The sequence below is a fragment of the Neisseria macacae ATCC 33926 genome (assembly GCF_022749495.1).
Classification (GTDB): Bacteria; Pseudomonadota; Gammaproteobacteria; order Burkholderiales; family Neisseriaceae; genus Neisseria; species Neisseria macacae.
On sequence record NZ_CP094241.1, the window covers coordinates 1,584,366 to 1,598,801 of the forward strand.

Genomic DNA, 14,436 nt, shown 5'->3' on the forward strand with positions numbered 1-14,436 from the left:
CGCCTGCGCGGGAATGACGGATTATATAGTGGATTAACTTTAAACCAGTACGGCGTTGCCTCGCCTTAGCTCAAAGAGAACGATTCTCTAAGGTGCTGAAGCACCAAGTGAATCGGTTCCGTACTATCTGTACTGTCTGCGGCTTCGTCGCCTTGTCCTGATTTAGATTTAATCCACTATAGGTTTCAGACGACCTTCAAGAATTACAGCAACCCCAAACCCCGTCAAAACTTATACCTGAGCGTCCCCGACAGACTCCTCGGCTGGCCGTAGTCGTGGTACGCCGTATCCATGCGGTAGCGTTTGTCGAATACGTTGTCGAAATTCAGCGTCAGTTCGGCGTTTTTCGAAACTTGGTACTGCGCGTTCAGGTCGACCACGGCGAAGGATTTTTGGCGGGAGAAGACGCGGGCGCGTTCTTTGGCTTCATCGTCGTCAAACTCGATATTGCTGAGGTCACTGTATTTGTCCACAAAGGTCTTGCTTTGCCAGCGCACGCCGCCGCCAAGGGTCCAGCGGGTTTTGGGCAGGCGGTAGGTGGTGAAGAGTTTGAAGCTGTGGCGCGGGTCGTATTGGCTGTTGGGCCGGTTGCCGTTTTCTTCGCGGGTCAGGTGCGACTGCACGCCCGCGCTGATGTCCCAGCCTTCGGCGGGCGAGCCGCTGATTTCGGCTTCCCAGCCGTGGGCTTTGGTATTCGCTGCGCGGTAGTAGGTGTCGTCGTTGTCAAATTTGCCCGCTTCGACGGGGACGTTGCGTCGTTTAGATTGGAACACCGACAGCGAGGCGTTCAGACGGCCTTCGAGCCATTCGCCTTTCAGTCCAGCCTCGACGGTGCGGCCGGTAATCGGATCGATGGGGCGGCGGTTGATGTCTGTTTCGCCGTTTTCGTGCGGCTTGAACAGGCGGCTGTAGGAGGCGTAGGCGGAGAGGTTGTCAGTGAGGTCGTAGGTGATGCCGGCGTAGGGGGCGAAGCGGCCTTCTTTGGCTTCCGTATTCGGGCTGCCGCCAACCGGTATGGCTTGGTAATGGTAGCGGGCGTAGTTGGCGCCCAAAAGCAGCGAGAGTTTGTCGGTGGCGTGCAGGCGGGTGGCGGCATAGCCGCTGATTTGGCGTGTCGCGATGGTGTCTCCCTCCCATTTCCAGTCGTTGACGGAAGCGATGGCGGGATAGTCGCGGCGGCGTATGAAATCGTAGATGTCGTCTATGGAATAGTTGCCTTCAGAGTTTGCCCAGGCGCGTTTGTTCCGCGTGCGGTAGCCTCCGATGCCGAATACGGCTTCGTGTTTGCGCCCCCATAAATCGTATTGCCCGTTGAGCTTGAAGCTGAAGGCATGGCTGACGATATTGTCGGCCATTTTATAAAATTTGGCTCCGGCCGAGCTGTCGTCGTGCCTGAGATAGTTGTATGGGGCGTCACCCATACCGGGATTGAAGGTTTTCTCACGGTTGTAGCGGTATTCCAGCTTGGCTTTCCAGTTGTTTTCAAAGCGGTGTTCCAGTCCGGTAAAGAGTTCCGTCGCGCGTTCCCTATAGCTGCTGCCTTTGATTTTGTTGTTGTCACGGATACCGAAGCGGGTGGGGTAGCCTGCGCTGTCGTAAACGGGCAGGTCCCCGCCGTAAAATTCTTTTTCGCGCGCGCGCTGGTGGTTGATGCCGGCGTAGGCGGTGGTTTGCGGCGAAAAGTCGTATTCGGCAATGCCGTAAACCATGCCGCTGCGGTCGCGCGCCCCCTCGGTCCAATGCCGCCCGCCCTCGGCGTTGACCACGGCGCGACCGCGCAGGCTGCCGCTTGGGTTGAGCGGCCCGGACACATCGGCCTCGGCATTCCAACGCCGCCATCTGCCGATGCCGACGGAAATTTCAGCCTGCCGCTCTTTGGTCGGACGCTTGCGTACCAGGTTCACCGTCGCACTCGGGTCGCCCACGCTGCCCTGCAAGGTGGAAGTGCCGCGCACGACTTCCACCCGCTCGTACGCGCCCGAGTTCAGCAGTTGGTTGCCGTCGATTTCGGTGGTCATGCCGTCTATCTGGTAATCGTTGACCTTCTCGCCGCGCGCATACATGTTGGTTACCGCATAGCGCGAACTTGCCGGATTGCCGCTGATACCGTTGACCCATGAGAGCGCGTCGTAAACGCTGCGCTTGCCTTGGTCCTTCATCTGTTTGTCGGTTACCACGCTCACGCTCTGCGGCACCTCGCTCAGCGTCAGCGGCATCCCCGTCGCGGCGTAAGTGCCCGAAGCGGTATAGCCCTTGTTCAACGACTTCTGCCGCTTACCGCGCACGGTAACAGTGGAAAGGGTAACTGCTGCCGGTTCGGCATCGGCGGGAACGTATGCGTCCGCCGCCTGCGTGCAGACAGGCAGGATAAGTAACAGCGGCGCGCTCAAATGGTAAAACTTCATTGCTACAAATTCTCCTTTTCAAGTTCAAACAATAGATTGATAGGATTGATAATAATTTTTGTATAAAAATTGGTAATTTTGTTTCATTTTGTTTTATTCGGAAGACGGGGTAGAAAAATGCAAAACGGGCAGGACGCTATGATGCGGTGAACAGGGATAGGAAAAAGAAATGACAGAGGGTTTGTAAAAGTTTGGAAAGGGGATATTGAATACCGTCATTCCCACCCCAGTCTACGCGAAGGCAGGCTGAGACGAGAATCCAACACTTTGGATTTCTGGAATCTCTGGAAAATTACTGCAGCCCGTCAGTTCGTTGTTTAATTGGGTTAAATTGGCAAACAAGCGTCGGAATTTTGTTACACTCTGGGTTCTTTACACTTCACACTCACACATCACACAAGGAGGCTTTATGGCATTAATGGACAGTTTGTTGAACGTGGCGGCGCAAGCCTTGGGCGGCAAAGACGAAAACGGACAAAACTCGCTGACCGAAATGGCGATGAATTTGGTACAACAACAAGGCGGCGTGGGCAATCTGATTAATCAATTGCAACAAGGCGGGCTGGGCGACGTATTGAACAGCTGGGTTTCCAACCAACAAAGCAATCTGCCTGTATCCGGCAGCGATTTGCAAAACGCTTTGGGCAGCGATGCCATCAGCCAAGTAGCGCAAAAGTTCGGTCTCGACAGCCAGCAAGCCGGCGATATGTTGGCGCAGATTCTGCCCAATCTGGTGGACAAAGCCACGCCGAACGGTTCTGCGCAGGATGCGGACGGATTCGGTTTGGACGATATTGCTTCGGCGATATTGAAAAACTTTACCAAGTAAGCAGCACGAAAAATACAAAAAGGTCGTCTGAAAAACGTTTTCAGACGACCTTCTCTTATGGTTCAAATTGTTTCTTATTTCTTCGCCGCCCTTCTCGCGCGGATGACTTCGACCACACCCGGCAGGATGGAAATTACGATAATCGCCACCATCACTAAAGCCAGATTGTTTTTGACAACCGGAATATTGGCGAAGAAATAGCCGGCATAGGAAAACGACAAGACCCACAATACCGCGCCGATGATGTTGTAGCGGATGAAGGTGCCGTAGTGCATACTGCCCATGCCCGCGACAAACGGGGCGAACGTCCGCACAATCGGGACGAAGCGGGCGATGATGATGGTTTTGCCGCCGTGTTTTTCGTAGAACGCGTGGGTTTTCTCCAAATACGACTGGCGGAAGATTTTGGAATCGGGGTTGGCAAAGAGTTTGCGCCCGAAAAATTTGCCGATCATGAAGTTGGCGGCATCGCCCAAAATCGCGGCGGCCAAAAGCAGCGCGATCATGACATGAATATTCATGCTGCCGACCGCGGCAATCCCGCCCGCGGCAAACAGCAGCGAATCGCCCGGCAGAAACGGCGTAACCACCAAACCGGTTTCGCAGAAAATAATCAAAAACAACACCGCGTAAATCCATACGCCGTATTGCGCGGAAATCTCAACCAAATGCTGGTCGATGTGGAGGATAAAATCAATAAGGGTCGAAATCACGAGATTTTCCTGAAATAAAAAAGACAGGGGTCGTCTGAAAACAGACGCGTTGCCAAATGTCCGCCATTGTATATGAAACCCATGCCGCGCGCCCCTTTTTCAGACGACCCCGCGCCTTGATACGCGTTGACAAAACAACGTACAATAAACCCGATTCCAACCCATCCGGTATGCCTTTGTGAACCAGCTTATTTTCGACTTCGCCGAACGCGGCTATCCCGGTTTCGACAAATTCCTCGGAACGGAAAATGCCGAACTGGTCTATGTGTTACAGCATAAACACGACCCGTTTATCTACGTTTGGGGCGAAGAAGGCGCGGGCAAAAGCCACCTGCTGCGCGCATGGGTCGCCCAAGCGCTCGACGCAGGGAAAAAAGCCGTCTATATCGACGCTGCCGCCACGCCCCTGACCGAAGCCGCCTTTGAAGCCGAATACCTCGCCATCGACCAAATCGAAAAACTGGGCAACGAAGAACAAGCCCTCCTGTTTGCCGTATTCAACCGCTTCCGCAACAGCGGCAAAGGCTTTCTGCTGTTAAGTTCCGAACACACACCCCAACAGCTCGTCATCCGTGAAGACTTGCGTACCCGCATGGCGTACTGCCTCGTTTACGAAGTCAAACCCCTGACCGACCAAGAAAAAATCGACGCGCTCGTCAGCATGGCGGCGGCGCGCCAAGTCACCATAGACCCCGAAATCTTCGAATACCTGCTCAACCACTGGCGGCGCGACATGGACAGCCTGATGCAGATGCTCGACACGCTGGACAACTACGCCGTTACCATGGGCAAACGCATTACCCTGCCGCTTCTGCGCCAGCTTTTGAAACAACAGGAAACCCAATGAAAAACCTCGCCATCTTCGACCTCGACAACACCCTCATCAACACCGATTCCGACCACTCTTGGCCGCAATACCTCATCAAAAAAGGGCTGGTTGACGTTGCCGAAACCGAAGCGCAAAACGAAAAATTCTACCGCGACTACCAAAACGGCTGCCTCGACATCGACGCCTTCCTTAAATTCCACCTCGCCCCGCTCGCCCGTTACAGCAAAGAAGAGCTGGCAGAATTTCACCGCGAATTTATGGCGGAGTTCATCACGCCCCACATCTCGCCCATGCAGCGTATGCTGGTGCAGAGCCATCAAATGGCGGGCGACGAAACCCTCGTCATCTCCTCGACCAACGAGTTCATCATCACCCCCATCTGCCACCTTTTCGGCATCACCAACATCATCGGCACCCAACTCGAAACCGGTGTCGACGGCCGCTACACCGGCAACTACATCGGCACGCCCAGCCTCAAAGAAGGCAAAATCACCCGCCTGAACCAATGGCTCGCCGAACGCGGCGAAACGCTCGAAAGCTATGGCAAAACCTATTTTTACAGCGACTCCAAAAACGACCTGCCACTGCTGCGCCTCGTCAACGAACCCGTCGCCGTCAACCCCGATGCCGAGCTGGAACAGGAAGCCAAAGCAAAAGGTTGGCCGATATTGAACTTCAAATAAGCAAAACCGCACCCGCCGCCCAAACGGGCGCAACTCCGTAGCGTGGGCTTAGCCCACGAAAAACAAAGGTCGTCTGAAAATAGCACAACCCCGTAGCGTGGGCTGTGCCCACGAAAAACAAAAGGTTGTCTGAAAACAAATCAAAAACAACCCCCTAAACCCGCTATAAATCTACAAATAAGGAAAACAATATGTCCATCCGCGCCGTCATCCCCGCCCTGCTGCTTGCCTTCGTCCTACCCGCAACCGCGCAAACCGTCAACCCGGCAGAATACGCCCCCGCATCCAATAATCCCACGCAACCCATCAAACCCGTCAAACTGTCCATCCTAGTTTCCCCCGAAGGCAAAGCCGTAGAAGTCAGCATCCTCGAATCCAGCGGTTATGAAGGGCTCGACGAAACAGCCGTGGCAACCGCCAAAAAAGACAAATACAAAGCCGCCGGATACTGGGTGAAATATAAAGGAACCATCGAGTTTAAAAACCAATAGGTCGTCTGAAATGTCCGCATTCAAACCCGTCATCGTTACCACCACCGCCCCGACCCGCGAAGAAGCCGAAAAAATCGGCAGCCTGCTTTTGGAAAAGCAACTCGCCGCCTGCGTGCAATACGAAGCCATCACCAGCCAATACCTTTGGAACGGCGAAATCTGCCGCGACGACGAAATCCGCATCACCATCAAAACCTCGCGCCACTGCTACCGCGAAATCCAAAAAACCATCATCGCCAACCACAGCTACGAATGCCCGCAAATCCTGATGCAAAACGTATCGCGCGGATACGCCCCCTATTTGCGCTGGCTGAAGCAGAGTTTAGGTTGATAAAACAGCCGCGCCGTCTGAAAAACGCTCAAGCATCATTATGAATTTACAGGGAAGTCCACTATAATGACGGCTTTTGATTTTCAGACGACCTTATAGTGGATTAACTTTAAACCAGTACGGCGTTGCCTCGCCTTGTCGTACTATCTGTACTGTCTGCGGCTTCGTCGCCTTGTCCTGATTTAAATTTAATCCACTATACGTCTGCATCCGCAATCCCAAACCAAAAGGAAACCCATGTTCCGCACCATGCTCGGCGGCAAGATACACCGCGCCACCGTTACCGAAGCCGACCTTAACTACGTCGGCAGCATCACCGTAGACCAAGACCTGCTCGACGCCGCAGGCATCCTCGTTAACGAAAAAGTCGCCATCGTCAACAACAACAACGGCGAACGCTTCGAAACCTACACCATCCCCGGCGAACGCGGCAGCGGCGTCGTCTGCCTCAACGGCGCCGCCGCACGGCTCGTCCAAAAAGGCGACATCGTCATCATCATGTCCTACGTCATGCTGTCCGAACCCGAAATCGCCGCGCACGAACCCAAAGTCGTCCTCGTGGACGAACACAACAAAATCCGCGACATCCTCTCCTACGAGCCGCCGCACACCGTCCTATAAAACACAAAGGTCGTCTGAAACCGCAAAATCCGCTTTCAGACGACCTTTCAGCCATTTTCAGACGACCTTCGAGAAAGCCCCATCATCATGAACATCCGCATCAACAACCTCAACGTCGGCAACGACCTCCCCTTTACCCTGTTCGGCGGCATCAACGTCCTGGAAGACCTCGATTCCACCCTCAAAGCCTGCGAACAATACGTTAAAGTGACCGACAAACTCGGCATCCCCTACGTCTTCAAAGCCTCCTTCGACAAAGCCAACCGCTCCTCCATCCACTCCTTCCGCGGCGTAGGTTTGGACGAAGGTATGAAAATCTTCCAAGCCGTCAAACGCGAGTTTGACGTACCCGTCATTACCGACGTCCACGAACCCTACCAATGCGCCCCCGTCGCCGAAGTCTGCGACGTCATCCAACTGCCCGCCTTCCTCGCCCGTCAAACCGACCTCGTCGTCGCCATGGCAAAAACCGGCAACGTCATCAACATCAAAAAACCCCAGTTCCTCAGCCCCTCGCAGATGAAAAACATCGTCGAAAAATTCCAAGAAGCGGGCAACGGACAAATCATACTGTGCGAACGCGGCGCCAACTTCGGCTACGACAACCTCGTCGTCGATATGCTCGGCTTCGGCGTCATGAAGCAAACCTGCGGCGGCCTGCCCGTCATCTTCGACGTCACCCACTCCCTGCAAACCCGCGAATCCGGTGCGGCCGCATCCGGCGGACGGCGCGCGCAAGTGCTGGACTTGGCGCTCGCAGGCATGGCAACCCGCCTCGCAGGCCTCTTCCTCGAATCACACCCCAACCCCGACCAAGCCAAATGCGACGGCCCCAGCGCCCTGCCGCTCGCCCAACTGGAAGACTTCCTGACCCGCGTCAAAGCCGTGGACGAAACCGTCAAATCCTTCGCGCCTATGGACATCCGTTAATGCGGCATGGCAAACGAAAGGTCGTCTGAAAATTGAATCGTCGGTTTACCTTGTGTAAACTGACGGTCAGGCGATTTTGTATTTCAATCGATTTTTCGATATAAAACAGTAAATACACAAACCATCAACATTGTGGGCAAACGCGAAAACCCCAAAAAACGGATTTGCCGCCTGCGCCCGATTCTTCAACTGCTCATTACATATAAGGAAAACAATATGAAAACATGGAAAACCCTACTTGGCGCCGCCGCGTTCACCTTGACCCTGACTTCTGCCGCCGTGGCGGAGATGGCTTATGTACCGGGTCTGCACGTTACCGAACCCAACCAGCTCGTTACCGCCAAAAAAGTCAAACGCAAAGACTTGTTCGGCATGTGGGGCAACACCAGCAAAAACGCAGACGGCTCCCTGCTCAACGCCAGTCTGATGCGCCCCGACGGTACCGGCCGCGACCTGATTCATTTCCAAGCAAATTCCGGCGATACGACCACCATTACCCAAGACTTCAAATGGAAATTCAGCCGTTGGAGACAAGAATTCCGTCAAACCATAACCAACTACACCGTCAGCCACAACGATGGCGCGCCCGAACAAAAACCTGACGAAATTGGCAAAACCGTCAAATTCAAAGTTCCGCTGCTGCTGAAGCTGGAAGGCAAACCCAACGTATTGGAAATGACCAATAAAGAAGGTACAGACAGCGTCCGCTATTACCGCTACAACGAAGAAGCCATGCCTGATCTGCTGAAAAAACTGGAAGCGCAATAATCCATCTTCCCAATACAGAAAGGTCGTCTGAAAACCTAATTTCAAGGTTTTCAGACGACCTTTCTGTTTTCTGTTACCCCTTAAAGATTTATAGTTCTTTGTAACTAAAAACAATCATCAATAATATTTACATTTCGAAATAAAAAGAGTAAGGTTGCCTTGCTTTTCGGGCTTTCCGTTGGCTTTTGAACCGTAAACAATCAAATTTGAGGAAGAAACATGAAAAAATTATGGATACTTGGCGCATTGGGCTTGAGCATGGCGGCGCAGGCGCATGATTTGTGGGTGTCGGCTCCGGTGCGTTTGGATTCGGGCAGTACGTTGAAAGCGGATTTGGGTTACAGCCATGATTTCCCGAATGTCGAAAAAATCGCCGACGACCGCGTGCACATTTTCAAACCGCTGCAATTGACGGACAAGTCCGGAAAAACCGTTGATTTGACGAATAAAGGTGAAAATTACCAATATGTTTCCAAATCCCGCCTGAAAGACGGCTCTTATTGGGTCGGCGCGGTGTACAAACCAACGTTCTGGTCGCAAAACAGTGAAGGCTGGAAACAGAAAACCTTGAAAGACCTGCCCGGCGCGACTTATTGCGAACAGGCCCAGATGTTCGGCAAAGCGTTTTTGCAAGTGGGCAGCGCAGGCGTGGATGAAAGCGTGTTGACCCGTCCGGTCGGTCATGAATTGGAACTGGTTCCGCTGAAAAATCCGAATGAAGTCAAGGTAGGCGGCCTGCTGCCGATTAAAGTGCTTTATAAAGGCAAACCGTTGGCAAAAGCGACGGTAACGGCAAGCTCGGATACGCTGGCGGAAATGGATTTGGCGGCGACACACGACCACCGCGAGCCGCAAGGTTTTTCAGGGAAAACGGATAAAGACGGCGTCGTCAATGTGATTCCTTTGATTGAAGGTTTGTGGAAAATCAAAGCCGCCCATCAGGCGGATTATGCCGATAAAAGTGTTTGCCAACAAGACAATGCCTATGCAACGCTGATTATGCCCGTCGGAACGAAACGCGCGGCTGAACGGCATGAACACCATCATCATCAACACTAATTGAGTGTGAAAGATCGAAAAGGTCGTCTGAAAAAGTTTTCAGACGACCTTTCTTTATATAATGGATTAAATTTATAGTGGATTTACAAACCCAATGCCTCAGCATGAAACTCGATATGCGAGTCGATAAAGCTGGCGATGAAGAAATAATCGTGTCCGTAGCCGGGGCGGACTTTGTATTGCACATTAAAGCCGTTGGCGCGGGCGGCATTGACGAAGGCTTCGGGTTGCAGTTCGTCGGGGAAAAGCGGATCGATGCCGCCTTGATCGATGAGTATCGGCAGCTTGCGGGAGGTCGTCTGAACGAGCGATGTGCTGTCGTAAGCCTGCCAAGCATCCGACTCCTTGCCCAGATAGGCGGCAAACGCCTGCTTTCCGCCTCGGCTGGCGGTTGGGTGGCACAAGGGGGCGAACGCGGAAACGGCGGCATAGCGGCCCGGATTTTTCAGGGCGATGGAAAGTGCGCCGTGCCCGCCCATGCTGAAACCTGCGATGCTGCGCTCTTGGGTGGCGGGGAAATGCCGTTCCACCCAATCGGGCAGCTCGCGGCTAATATGGCTGTACATCTGATAATGCACCGCCCACGGCTGTTCGGTCGCGTCAATGTAAAATCCCGCGCCCTGTCCGATAAATTCGTTCGCGCTGTCGCTGATATGGCTGCCGCGCGGCGAGGTGTCGGGGAAAACGACGATGATGTTCCATTGCGCGGCGAAACGCTGGATGCCGGTTTGGCGTATCAGTTCCGAGCCGTCGCCGTGCAGCCCCGACAAGAAATACAAAACCGGCGCGGGATAGCCTTTCAATACTTGCGGCGGCAGGTAGATGCCGAAGGTCATGTCGGTTTGGCAGGTTTCGGAAAAGCAGCGGTATTGCTCTTGATGGCCGTTGAACATTTTGGCGCGGGAAAGCAGGTGTAATTCGTGTGCGGACATAGATGGGATGACGTGAAAACAGTGAAGGCATCATCTTAACAGAAAGACCTCGTTACGGGCTTTTAAAAACCTATCGAACGGTATGGTTTCAGACGACATCAATCTATACACAAACTCTGTGGATAAGTTTGTTGATAAGCTTTGGGTAATCGGAATTTTTGCTTTTGGAACAACCCAAGCCTTTCGGTGCTTAAAAAATAGTCAAATAAAATACAATAAAATCAATTGGTTATAAAAATAAAAAATTTCAAAGCCTTTATGGGAAAAATTTATAAGCAAAACAAGCCAATGCGGGATTGTGTATAAAAAGTGATTGACACGCCCGATAAATGTCAAATGAGTTGACCGAACAAGCAAGGCATCGGCTGTCGCCCTATGGGGAAAAACTTCAATCCCCCTGCCTTTCGCGTTACAATACACGCTTACTTTTTTACACAGAAAAACACACCATGAAAGCCAGCCAATTTTTCATTTCCACCTTGAAAGAAGCCCCCGCCGAAGCCGCGCTTGCCAGCCACAAGCTGATGATTCGCGCCGGTCTGATTAAAGCCAACGCGTCCGGCCTTTATACTTGGATGCCGATGGGGCTGCGCGTGTTGCGCAAAGTCGAAAACGTCGTGCGCGAAGAAATGGCGCGCGCGGGCAGCGTGGAGTTGCTGATGCCGGTGGTGCAGCCTGCCGAGCTGTGGCAGGAATCCGGCCGCTGGGAATTTTACGGTAAAGAACTGCTGCGCCTGAAAGACCGCCACGAACGCGATTTCTGCATGGGTCCGACCTGCGAGGAAGTCATCGCCGACATCGTGCGCAAAGAAATCAACAGCTACAAACAGCTGCCGAAAAACTTTTACCACATCCAAACCAAATTCCGCGATGAAGTGCGCCCGCGCTTCGGCGTGATGCGCGCGCGCGAGTTCGTCATGAAAGACGCTTATTCCTTCCATGCCGACTATGCCTCGCTTCAGACGACCTATGATGCCATGTACGACGCTTACTGCCGCATCTTCACCCGTCTGGGCTTGGAATTCCGTCCCGTTGCCGCAGACACCGGCAGCATCGGCGGCACCGGTTCGCACGAGTTTCAAGTATTGGCGGAAAGCGGCGAAGATGTCATTGCGTACAGCGACACTTCCGATTACGCTGCCAATATCGAACTGGCACCGACCTTGCCGCTCAAAGGCGAACGCGCGGCTGCTCAGGCAGAGCTGACCAAAGTACACACGCCGAATGTCAAAACCATTGATTCATTGGTTGATTTCCTCAGTATTCCGATTGAAAAAACGCTGAAATCCATCGTGGTCGAAGGCGAAAACGAAGGCGAAATCGTCTTATTGCTGTTGCGCGGCGATCATGAGTTCAACGACATCAAAGCCGAAAAACTCGCAGGCGTAAAATCGCCGCTGACCATGGCAGACTCAGCCGCCATCCGCGCGCAGTTCGGCGCAAACGGCGGCTCGCTCGGTCCTGTCGGTTTCACAGGCAAAGTCTATGCCGATTTCGCTACCGAAAAAGGCGCGGACTGGGTTATCGGCGCGAACGAAGACGATTACCACTATACCGGCTTCAACTTCGGCCGCGACGCCGCCGAGCCTGAGTTTGTCGATTTGCGCAACGTCGTCGAAGGCGACGAAAGCCCCGACGGACAAGGCCGTCTGAAACTGGCGCGCGGCATCGAAGTCGGACACGTTTTCCAATTGCGCGACAAATACACCCAAGCCATGAATGTAAGCTTCCTCGACAACAACGGCAAATCGCAAATCATGGAAATGGGCTGCTACGGCATCGGCATCACCCGCGTCGTTGCCGCCGCCATCGAGCAGAACAACGACGAAAAAGGCATCATCTGGACAAAAGCAATGGCGCCGTTTGAAGTCGTTATCGTGCCGATGAACTACAAAAAATCAGATGCCGTTCGCGAAGCCGCCGACAAAATCTACGCCGAACTGCTGGCGGCAGGCGTGGACGTCCTTCTCGACGACCGCGACGAACGCGCAGGCGTACTGCTCAATGACTCCGAGCTTCTGGGCATCCCGCACCGCATCGTCATCGGCGACCGCGCCTTGAAAGAAGGCAATGTCGAATACGCCGAACGCCGCGACAATCAGGCGCAAACCGTGGGCTTGAATGAAATCGCCGGCAAAGTATTGGCTGCATTGAAAGACTAATGACGGTTTAAAACGGATGCAGATGAAAGAAGGTCGTCTGAAAACTGGAAACAGGTTTCAGACGACCTTCATTATTGTGAAATCAGAAGCTTAACGGATGAATGCTTTGCCTTATAGCAAATATACTTAACTTTAAATCCAGCATGTCATCAAATTCCGTCATTCCCGCGCAGGCGGGAATCCATTTTTGAAATTCAGAAACTGTTTTTCAAATCAAGGTTCCTCAGATTTGACGATGGATTCCCGCCTGCGCGGGAATGACGGCAACCGGTAAGTTGCGTATCAAAAATAAAGTCTTTCAGCTCTATTTCTGAACGAATCCGTGTTCAATCGGACAATTCCCGTTTCAAAAACCAATCGCCAAACGGCCAGTCCACGCTGTCAAGCAGGTTTTTGGTAATCAGCCCCAGCTCGGTATCGCCTTCGATTTGCAGTTTGCGGTTGAAAAACAAAGTATCCGGGTCTTCCTCGCGCATCATCATGCGCATAAAGTCGATGCCGTTGGCGGCAAGGCGCAAATCGGGCGTGCCGAAGAAGTCCGCATCAATGAATTTTTCGGCATTGGCGGTGAAGCGTACCTTGATGCCCGCGTCCAATACGTCGATTTCGAATTTTTTGCCGTCAAACAGGCTCATGTCGGCGGGCAGCAATCCGCGTTTGAGCATGGTGTTGAGGGCAAAAACCAAAGCGAAACGCGGCGGCCTGCCCGGTAATTTACCGCCGATTTTTCCCGCCCATGCGGGCAATACGATTTCAGGCAACGCCATAATATTCCTCCTTCACGGCTTCGATACCCGCCTGGCCGTGCCAATAGCCGTCCACCAGCGTGCCGGTGGTCAGTCGTTCCAATTCGGGCAGCGCATCCGCCAGGGCAGTTTTGCCGTCCAATACGTCGCGGTGGATACGGACGATTTCCGCCATGCCGTGCATTTGCGGCGACAGACGCAGCATGTTCACGCCGATTTGCCGCAAATCCTCATGGTGCGGCAGCAGGTTTTGGCAGCCATAAGACATGGTTTGAATGCCGTTGATGGTTAAAAACGGTTTGCCCTCGCGGGTATTCATGTCCATGCCTTGTTCGTAATCCAAGCAGCGGAATTCGCAGCCGTCTTTGTTCAGGTTGTAATGCCGCGCGGTAAAGCAGCGCGATGAGTAGGCAAGCGGCATTTTGCCCCAAGCAAACAATTCCGTTTCAATGTCGTCTGAAGCCTTGATGATTTCGGCAACTTTGTCGCGGCTCAACTCGGACGGTGCAATCCAGCGGTATACGCCCAGTTTTTGGAAAAGCGCCAGCGTGCTTTCGTTGTAAATGTTCAGGCTGGCGCCGGCGACAAACGGAATGCCGTGTTCGCGCGCCAGTTTGACCGCGCCCATGTCGTTGGCTTCGACTTTGAATTTGTCCTGTCCGGTGATTTTGCGTAGGCGTTTCAAGTCGGATTCGCTCTCAAGCAGAACCTGCGACGAAAGGATAATTTCCTTGCCGCTTTCCGCCAAATCTTGCGCCAGGCTGACCCAGTCGGCAAAACGCATTTTCTGGCGGCGCGAACACACCACTTCGCCCAGATAAATGGTATCCACCGGCGCATCCAGCATGGCAGCGTAAAATTCCAGCAGCGCTTCCTTCTGCCAGAAAAACAAAACCGGCCCCAACGATAGTTTCATCGGATTCATTTTCCCTCCCCC

At 53.2% G+C, this 14,436-nt stretch carries 16 protein-coding genes; 11 read left to right on the forward strand and 5 right to left on the reverse strand.

Annotated features, from left to right (window positions below):
• Positions 1-224: 224 nt before the first annotated feature.
• On the reverse strand, positions 225-2,405 hold the full coding sequence (locus MON40_RS07695) for a TonB-dependent siderophore receptor (protein WP_003778965.1): 2,181 nt from the start codon (positions 2,403-2,405) through the stop codon (positions 225-227).
• A gap of 409 nt (positions 2,406-2,814) precedes the next feature.
• Here MON40_RS07695 and MON40_RS07700 point away from each other — a divergent pair, with 409 nt between their 5' ends.
• Positions 2,815-3,234 (forward strand): YidB family protein, encoded by a 420-nt coding sequence (locus MON40_RS07700; protein WP_003763112.1) that lies wholly within the window; start codon positions 2,815-2,817, stop codon positions 3,232-3,234.
• A gap of 74 nt (positions 3,235-3,308) precedes the next feature.
• Here MON40_RS07700 and MON40_RS07705 read toward each other — a convergent pair whose 3' ends face one another.
• Complete coding sequence (locus tag MON40_RS07705) at positions 3,309-3,947, reverse strand: DedA family protein (protein ID WP_003756379.1); 639 nt, start codon at positions 3,945-3,947, stop codon at positions 3,309-3,311.
• Positions 3,948-4,003: 56 nt separating this feature from the next.
• Between MON40_RS07705 and MON40_RS13370 the strand changes: the two genes are divergently transcribed.
• From MON40_RS13370 to MON40_RS07745, 9 genes are all read left to right on the forward strand, one after another.
• Positions 4,004-4,129, forward strand: coding sequence for a hypothetical protein (locus tag MON40_RS13370; protein WP_276307965.1), 126 nt, complete (start codon positions 4,004-4,006; stop codon positions 4,127-4,129).
• Complete coding sequence (hda, locus tag MON40_RS07710) at positions 4,126-4,794, forward strand: DnaA regulatory inactivator Hda (RefSeq protein ID WP_003763115.1); 669 nt, start codon at positions 4,126-4,128, stop codon at positions 4,792-4,794. Before MON40_RS13370 ends, hda begins: the two co-directional genes overlap by 4 nt.
• Positions 4,791-5,459, forward strand: coding sequence for a histidinol-phosphatase (locus tag MON40_RS07715; protein ID WP_003778969.1), 669 nt, complete (start codon positions 4,791-4,793; stop codon positions 5,457-5,459). Before hda ends, MON40_RS07715 begins: the two co-directional genes overlap by 4 nt.
• 191 nt (positions 5,460-5,650) lie before the next feature.
• Positions 5,651-5,950, forward strand: coding sequence for a TonB family protein (locus MON40_RS07720; RefSeq protein WP_003778973.1), 300 nt, complete (start codon positions 5,651-5,653; stop codon positions 5,948-5,950).
• A gap of 10 nt (positions 5,951-5,960) precedes the next feature.
• On the forward strand, positions 5,961-6,281 hold the full coding sequence (cutA, locus tag MON40_RS07725) for a divalent-cation tolerance protein CutA (RefSeq protein ID WP_003778975.1): 321 nt from the start codon (positions 5,961-5,963) through the stop codon (positions 6,279-6,281).
• Between the two features lie 237 nt (positions 6,282-6,518).
• Complete coding sequence (gene panD / locus MON40_RS07730) at positions 6,519-6,902, forward strand: aspartate 1-decarboxylase (protein WP_003778979.1); 384 nt, start codon at positions 6,519-6,521, stop codon at positions 6,900-6,902.
• An 87-nt stretch (positions 6,903-6,989) separates the two neighbouring features.
• Positions 6,990-7,832 carry a 3-deoxy-8-phosphooctulonate synthase gene (gene kdsA, locus MON40_RS07735; RefSeq protein WP_003756394.1) on the forward strand — a complete coding sequence of 281 codons (843 nt, stop codon included), beginning with the start codon at positions 6,990-6,992 and terminating at the stop codon, positions 7,830-7,832.
• 216 nt (positions 7,833-8,048) lie between these two features.
• Positions 8,049-8,600: a hypothetical protein gene (locus tag MON40_RS07740; RefSeq protein WP_242925848.1), complete on the forward strand. Its 552-nt coding sequence runs from the start codon at positions 8,049-8,051 to the stop codon at positions 8,598-8,600.
• Positions 8,601-8,819: 219 nt separating this feature from the next.
• Entirely contained in the window at positions 8,820-9,659 is an 840-nt protein-coding gene (locus MON40_RS07745) for a DUF4198 domain-containing protein (RefSeq protein WP_003778985.1), read from the forward strand.
• Positions 9,660-9,742: 83 nt separating this feature from the next.
• Here the strand turns inward: MON40_RS07745 and fghA are convergent, their stop codons facing one another.
• The gene (gene fghA / locus MON40_RS07750) at positions 9,743-10,591 is read right to left on the reverse strand and encodes an S-formylglutathione hydrolase (RefSeq protein ID WP_003778987.1); all 849 of its coding nucleotides are present in this window, start codon (positions 10,589-10,591) and stop codon (positions 9,743-9,745) included.
• A 449-nt stretch (positions 10,592-11,040) separates the two neighbouring features.
• Between fghA and MON40_RS07755 the strand changes: the two genes are divergently transcribed.
• Entirely contained in the window at positions 11,041-12,753 is a 1,713-nt protein-coding gene (locus MON40_RS07755) for a proline--tRNA ligase (protein WP_003778991.1), read from the forward strand.
• 326 nt (positions 12,754-13,079) lie between these two features.
• Here MON40_RS07755 and ubiT read toward each other — a convergent pair whose 3' ends face one another.
• Both ubiT and MON40_RS07765 read right to left on the reverse strand, forming a co-directional pair.
• On the reverse strand, positions 13,080-13,520 hold the full coding sequence (gene ubiT, locus MON40_RS07760; protein WP_003780358.1) for a ubiquinone anaerobic biosynthesis accessory factor UbiT: 441 nt from the start codon (positions 13,518-13,520) through the stop codon (positions 13,080-13,082).
• Entirely contained in the window at positions 13,507-14,424 is a 918-nt protein-coding gene (locus MON40_RS07765; RefSeq protein ID WP_003780357.1) for a U32 family peptidase, read from the reverse strand. Before MON40_RS07765 ends, ubiT begins: the two co-directional genes overlap by 14 nt.
• Positions 14,425-14,436: the final 12 nt, after the last annotated feature.

Bases quoted from the DNA above. Each gene is read 5' to 3' on its own strand.
- MON40_RS07695 (WP_003778965.1), bottom strand. From the start codon at position 2,405: ATGAAGTTTTACCATTTGAGCGCGCCGCTGTTACTTATCCTGCCTGTC.
- MON40_RS07700 (WP_003763112.1), top strand. From the start codon at position 2,815: ATGGCATTAATGGACAGTTTGTTGAACGTGGCGGCGCAAGCCTTGGGC.
- MON40_RS13370 (WP_276307965.1), top strand. From the start codon at position 4,004: ATGTCCGCCATTGTATATGAAACCCATGCCGCGCGCCCCTTTTTCAGA.
- MON40_RS07715 (WP_003778969.1), top strand. From the start codon at position 4,791: ATGAAAAACCTCGCCATCTTCGACCTCGACAACACCCTCATCAACACC.
- MON40_RS07720 (WP_003778973.1), top strand. From the start codon at position 5,651: ATGTCCATCCGCGCCGTCATCCCCGCCCTGCTGCTTGCCTTCGTCCTA.
- cutA (WP_003778975.1), top strand. From the start codon at position 5,961: ATGTCCGCATTCAAACCCGTCATCGTTACCACCACCGCCCCGACCCGC.
- panD (WP_003778979.1), top strand. From the start codon at position 6,519: ATGTTCCGCACCATGCTCGGCGGCAAGATACACCGCGCCACCGTTACC.
- kdsA (WP_003756394.1), top strand. From the start codon at position 6,990: ATGAACATCCGCATCAACAACCTCAACGTCGGCAACGACCTCCCCTTT.
- MON40_RS07740 (WP_242925848.1), top strand. From the start codon at position 8,049: ATGAAAACATGGAAAACCCTACTTGGCGCCGCCGCGTTCACCTTGACC.
- MON40_RS07745 (WP_003778985.1), top strand. From the start codon at position 8,820: ATGAAAAAATTATGGATACTTGGCGCATTGGGCTTGAGCATGGCGGCG.
- fghA (WP_003778987.1), bottom strand. From the start codon at position 10,591: ATGTCCGCACACGAATTACACCTGCTTTCCCGCGCCAAAATGTTCAAC.
- MON40_RS07755 (WP_003778991.1), top strand. From the start codon at position 11,041: ATGAAAGCCAGCCAATTTTTCATTTCCACCTTGAAAGAAGCCCCCGCC.
- ubiT (WP_003780358.1), bottom strand. From the start codon at position 13,520: ATGGCGTTGCCTGAAATCGTATTGCCCGCATGGGCGGGAAAAATCGGC.
- MON40_RS07765 (WP_003780357.1), bottom strand. From the start codon at position 14,424: ATGAATCCGATGAAACTATCGTTGGGGCCGGTTTTGTTTTTCTGGCAG.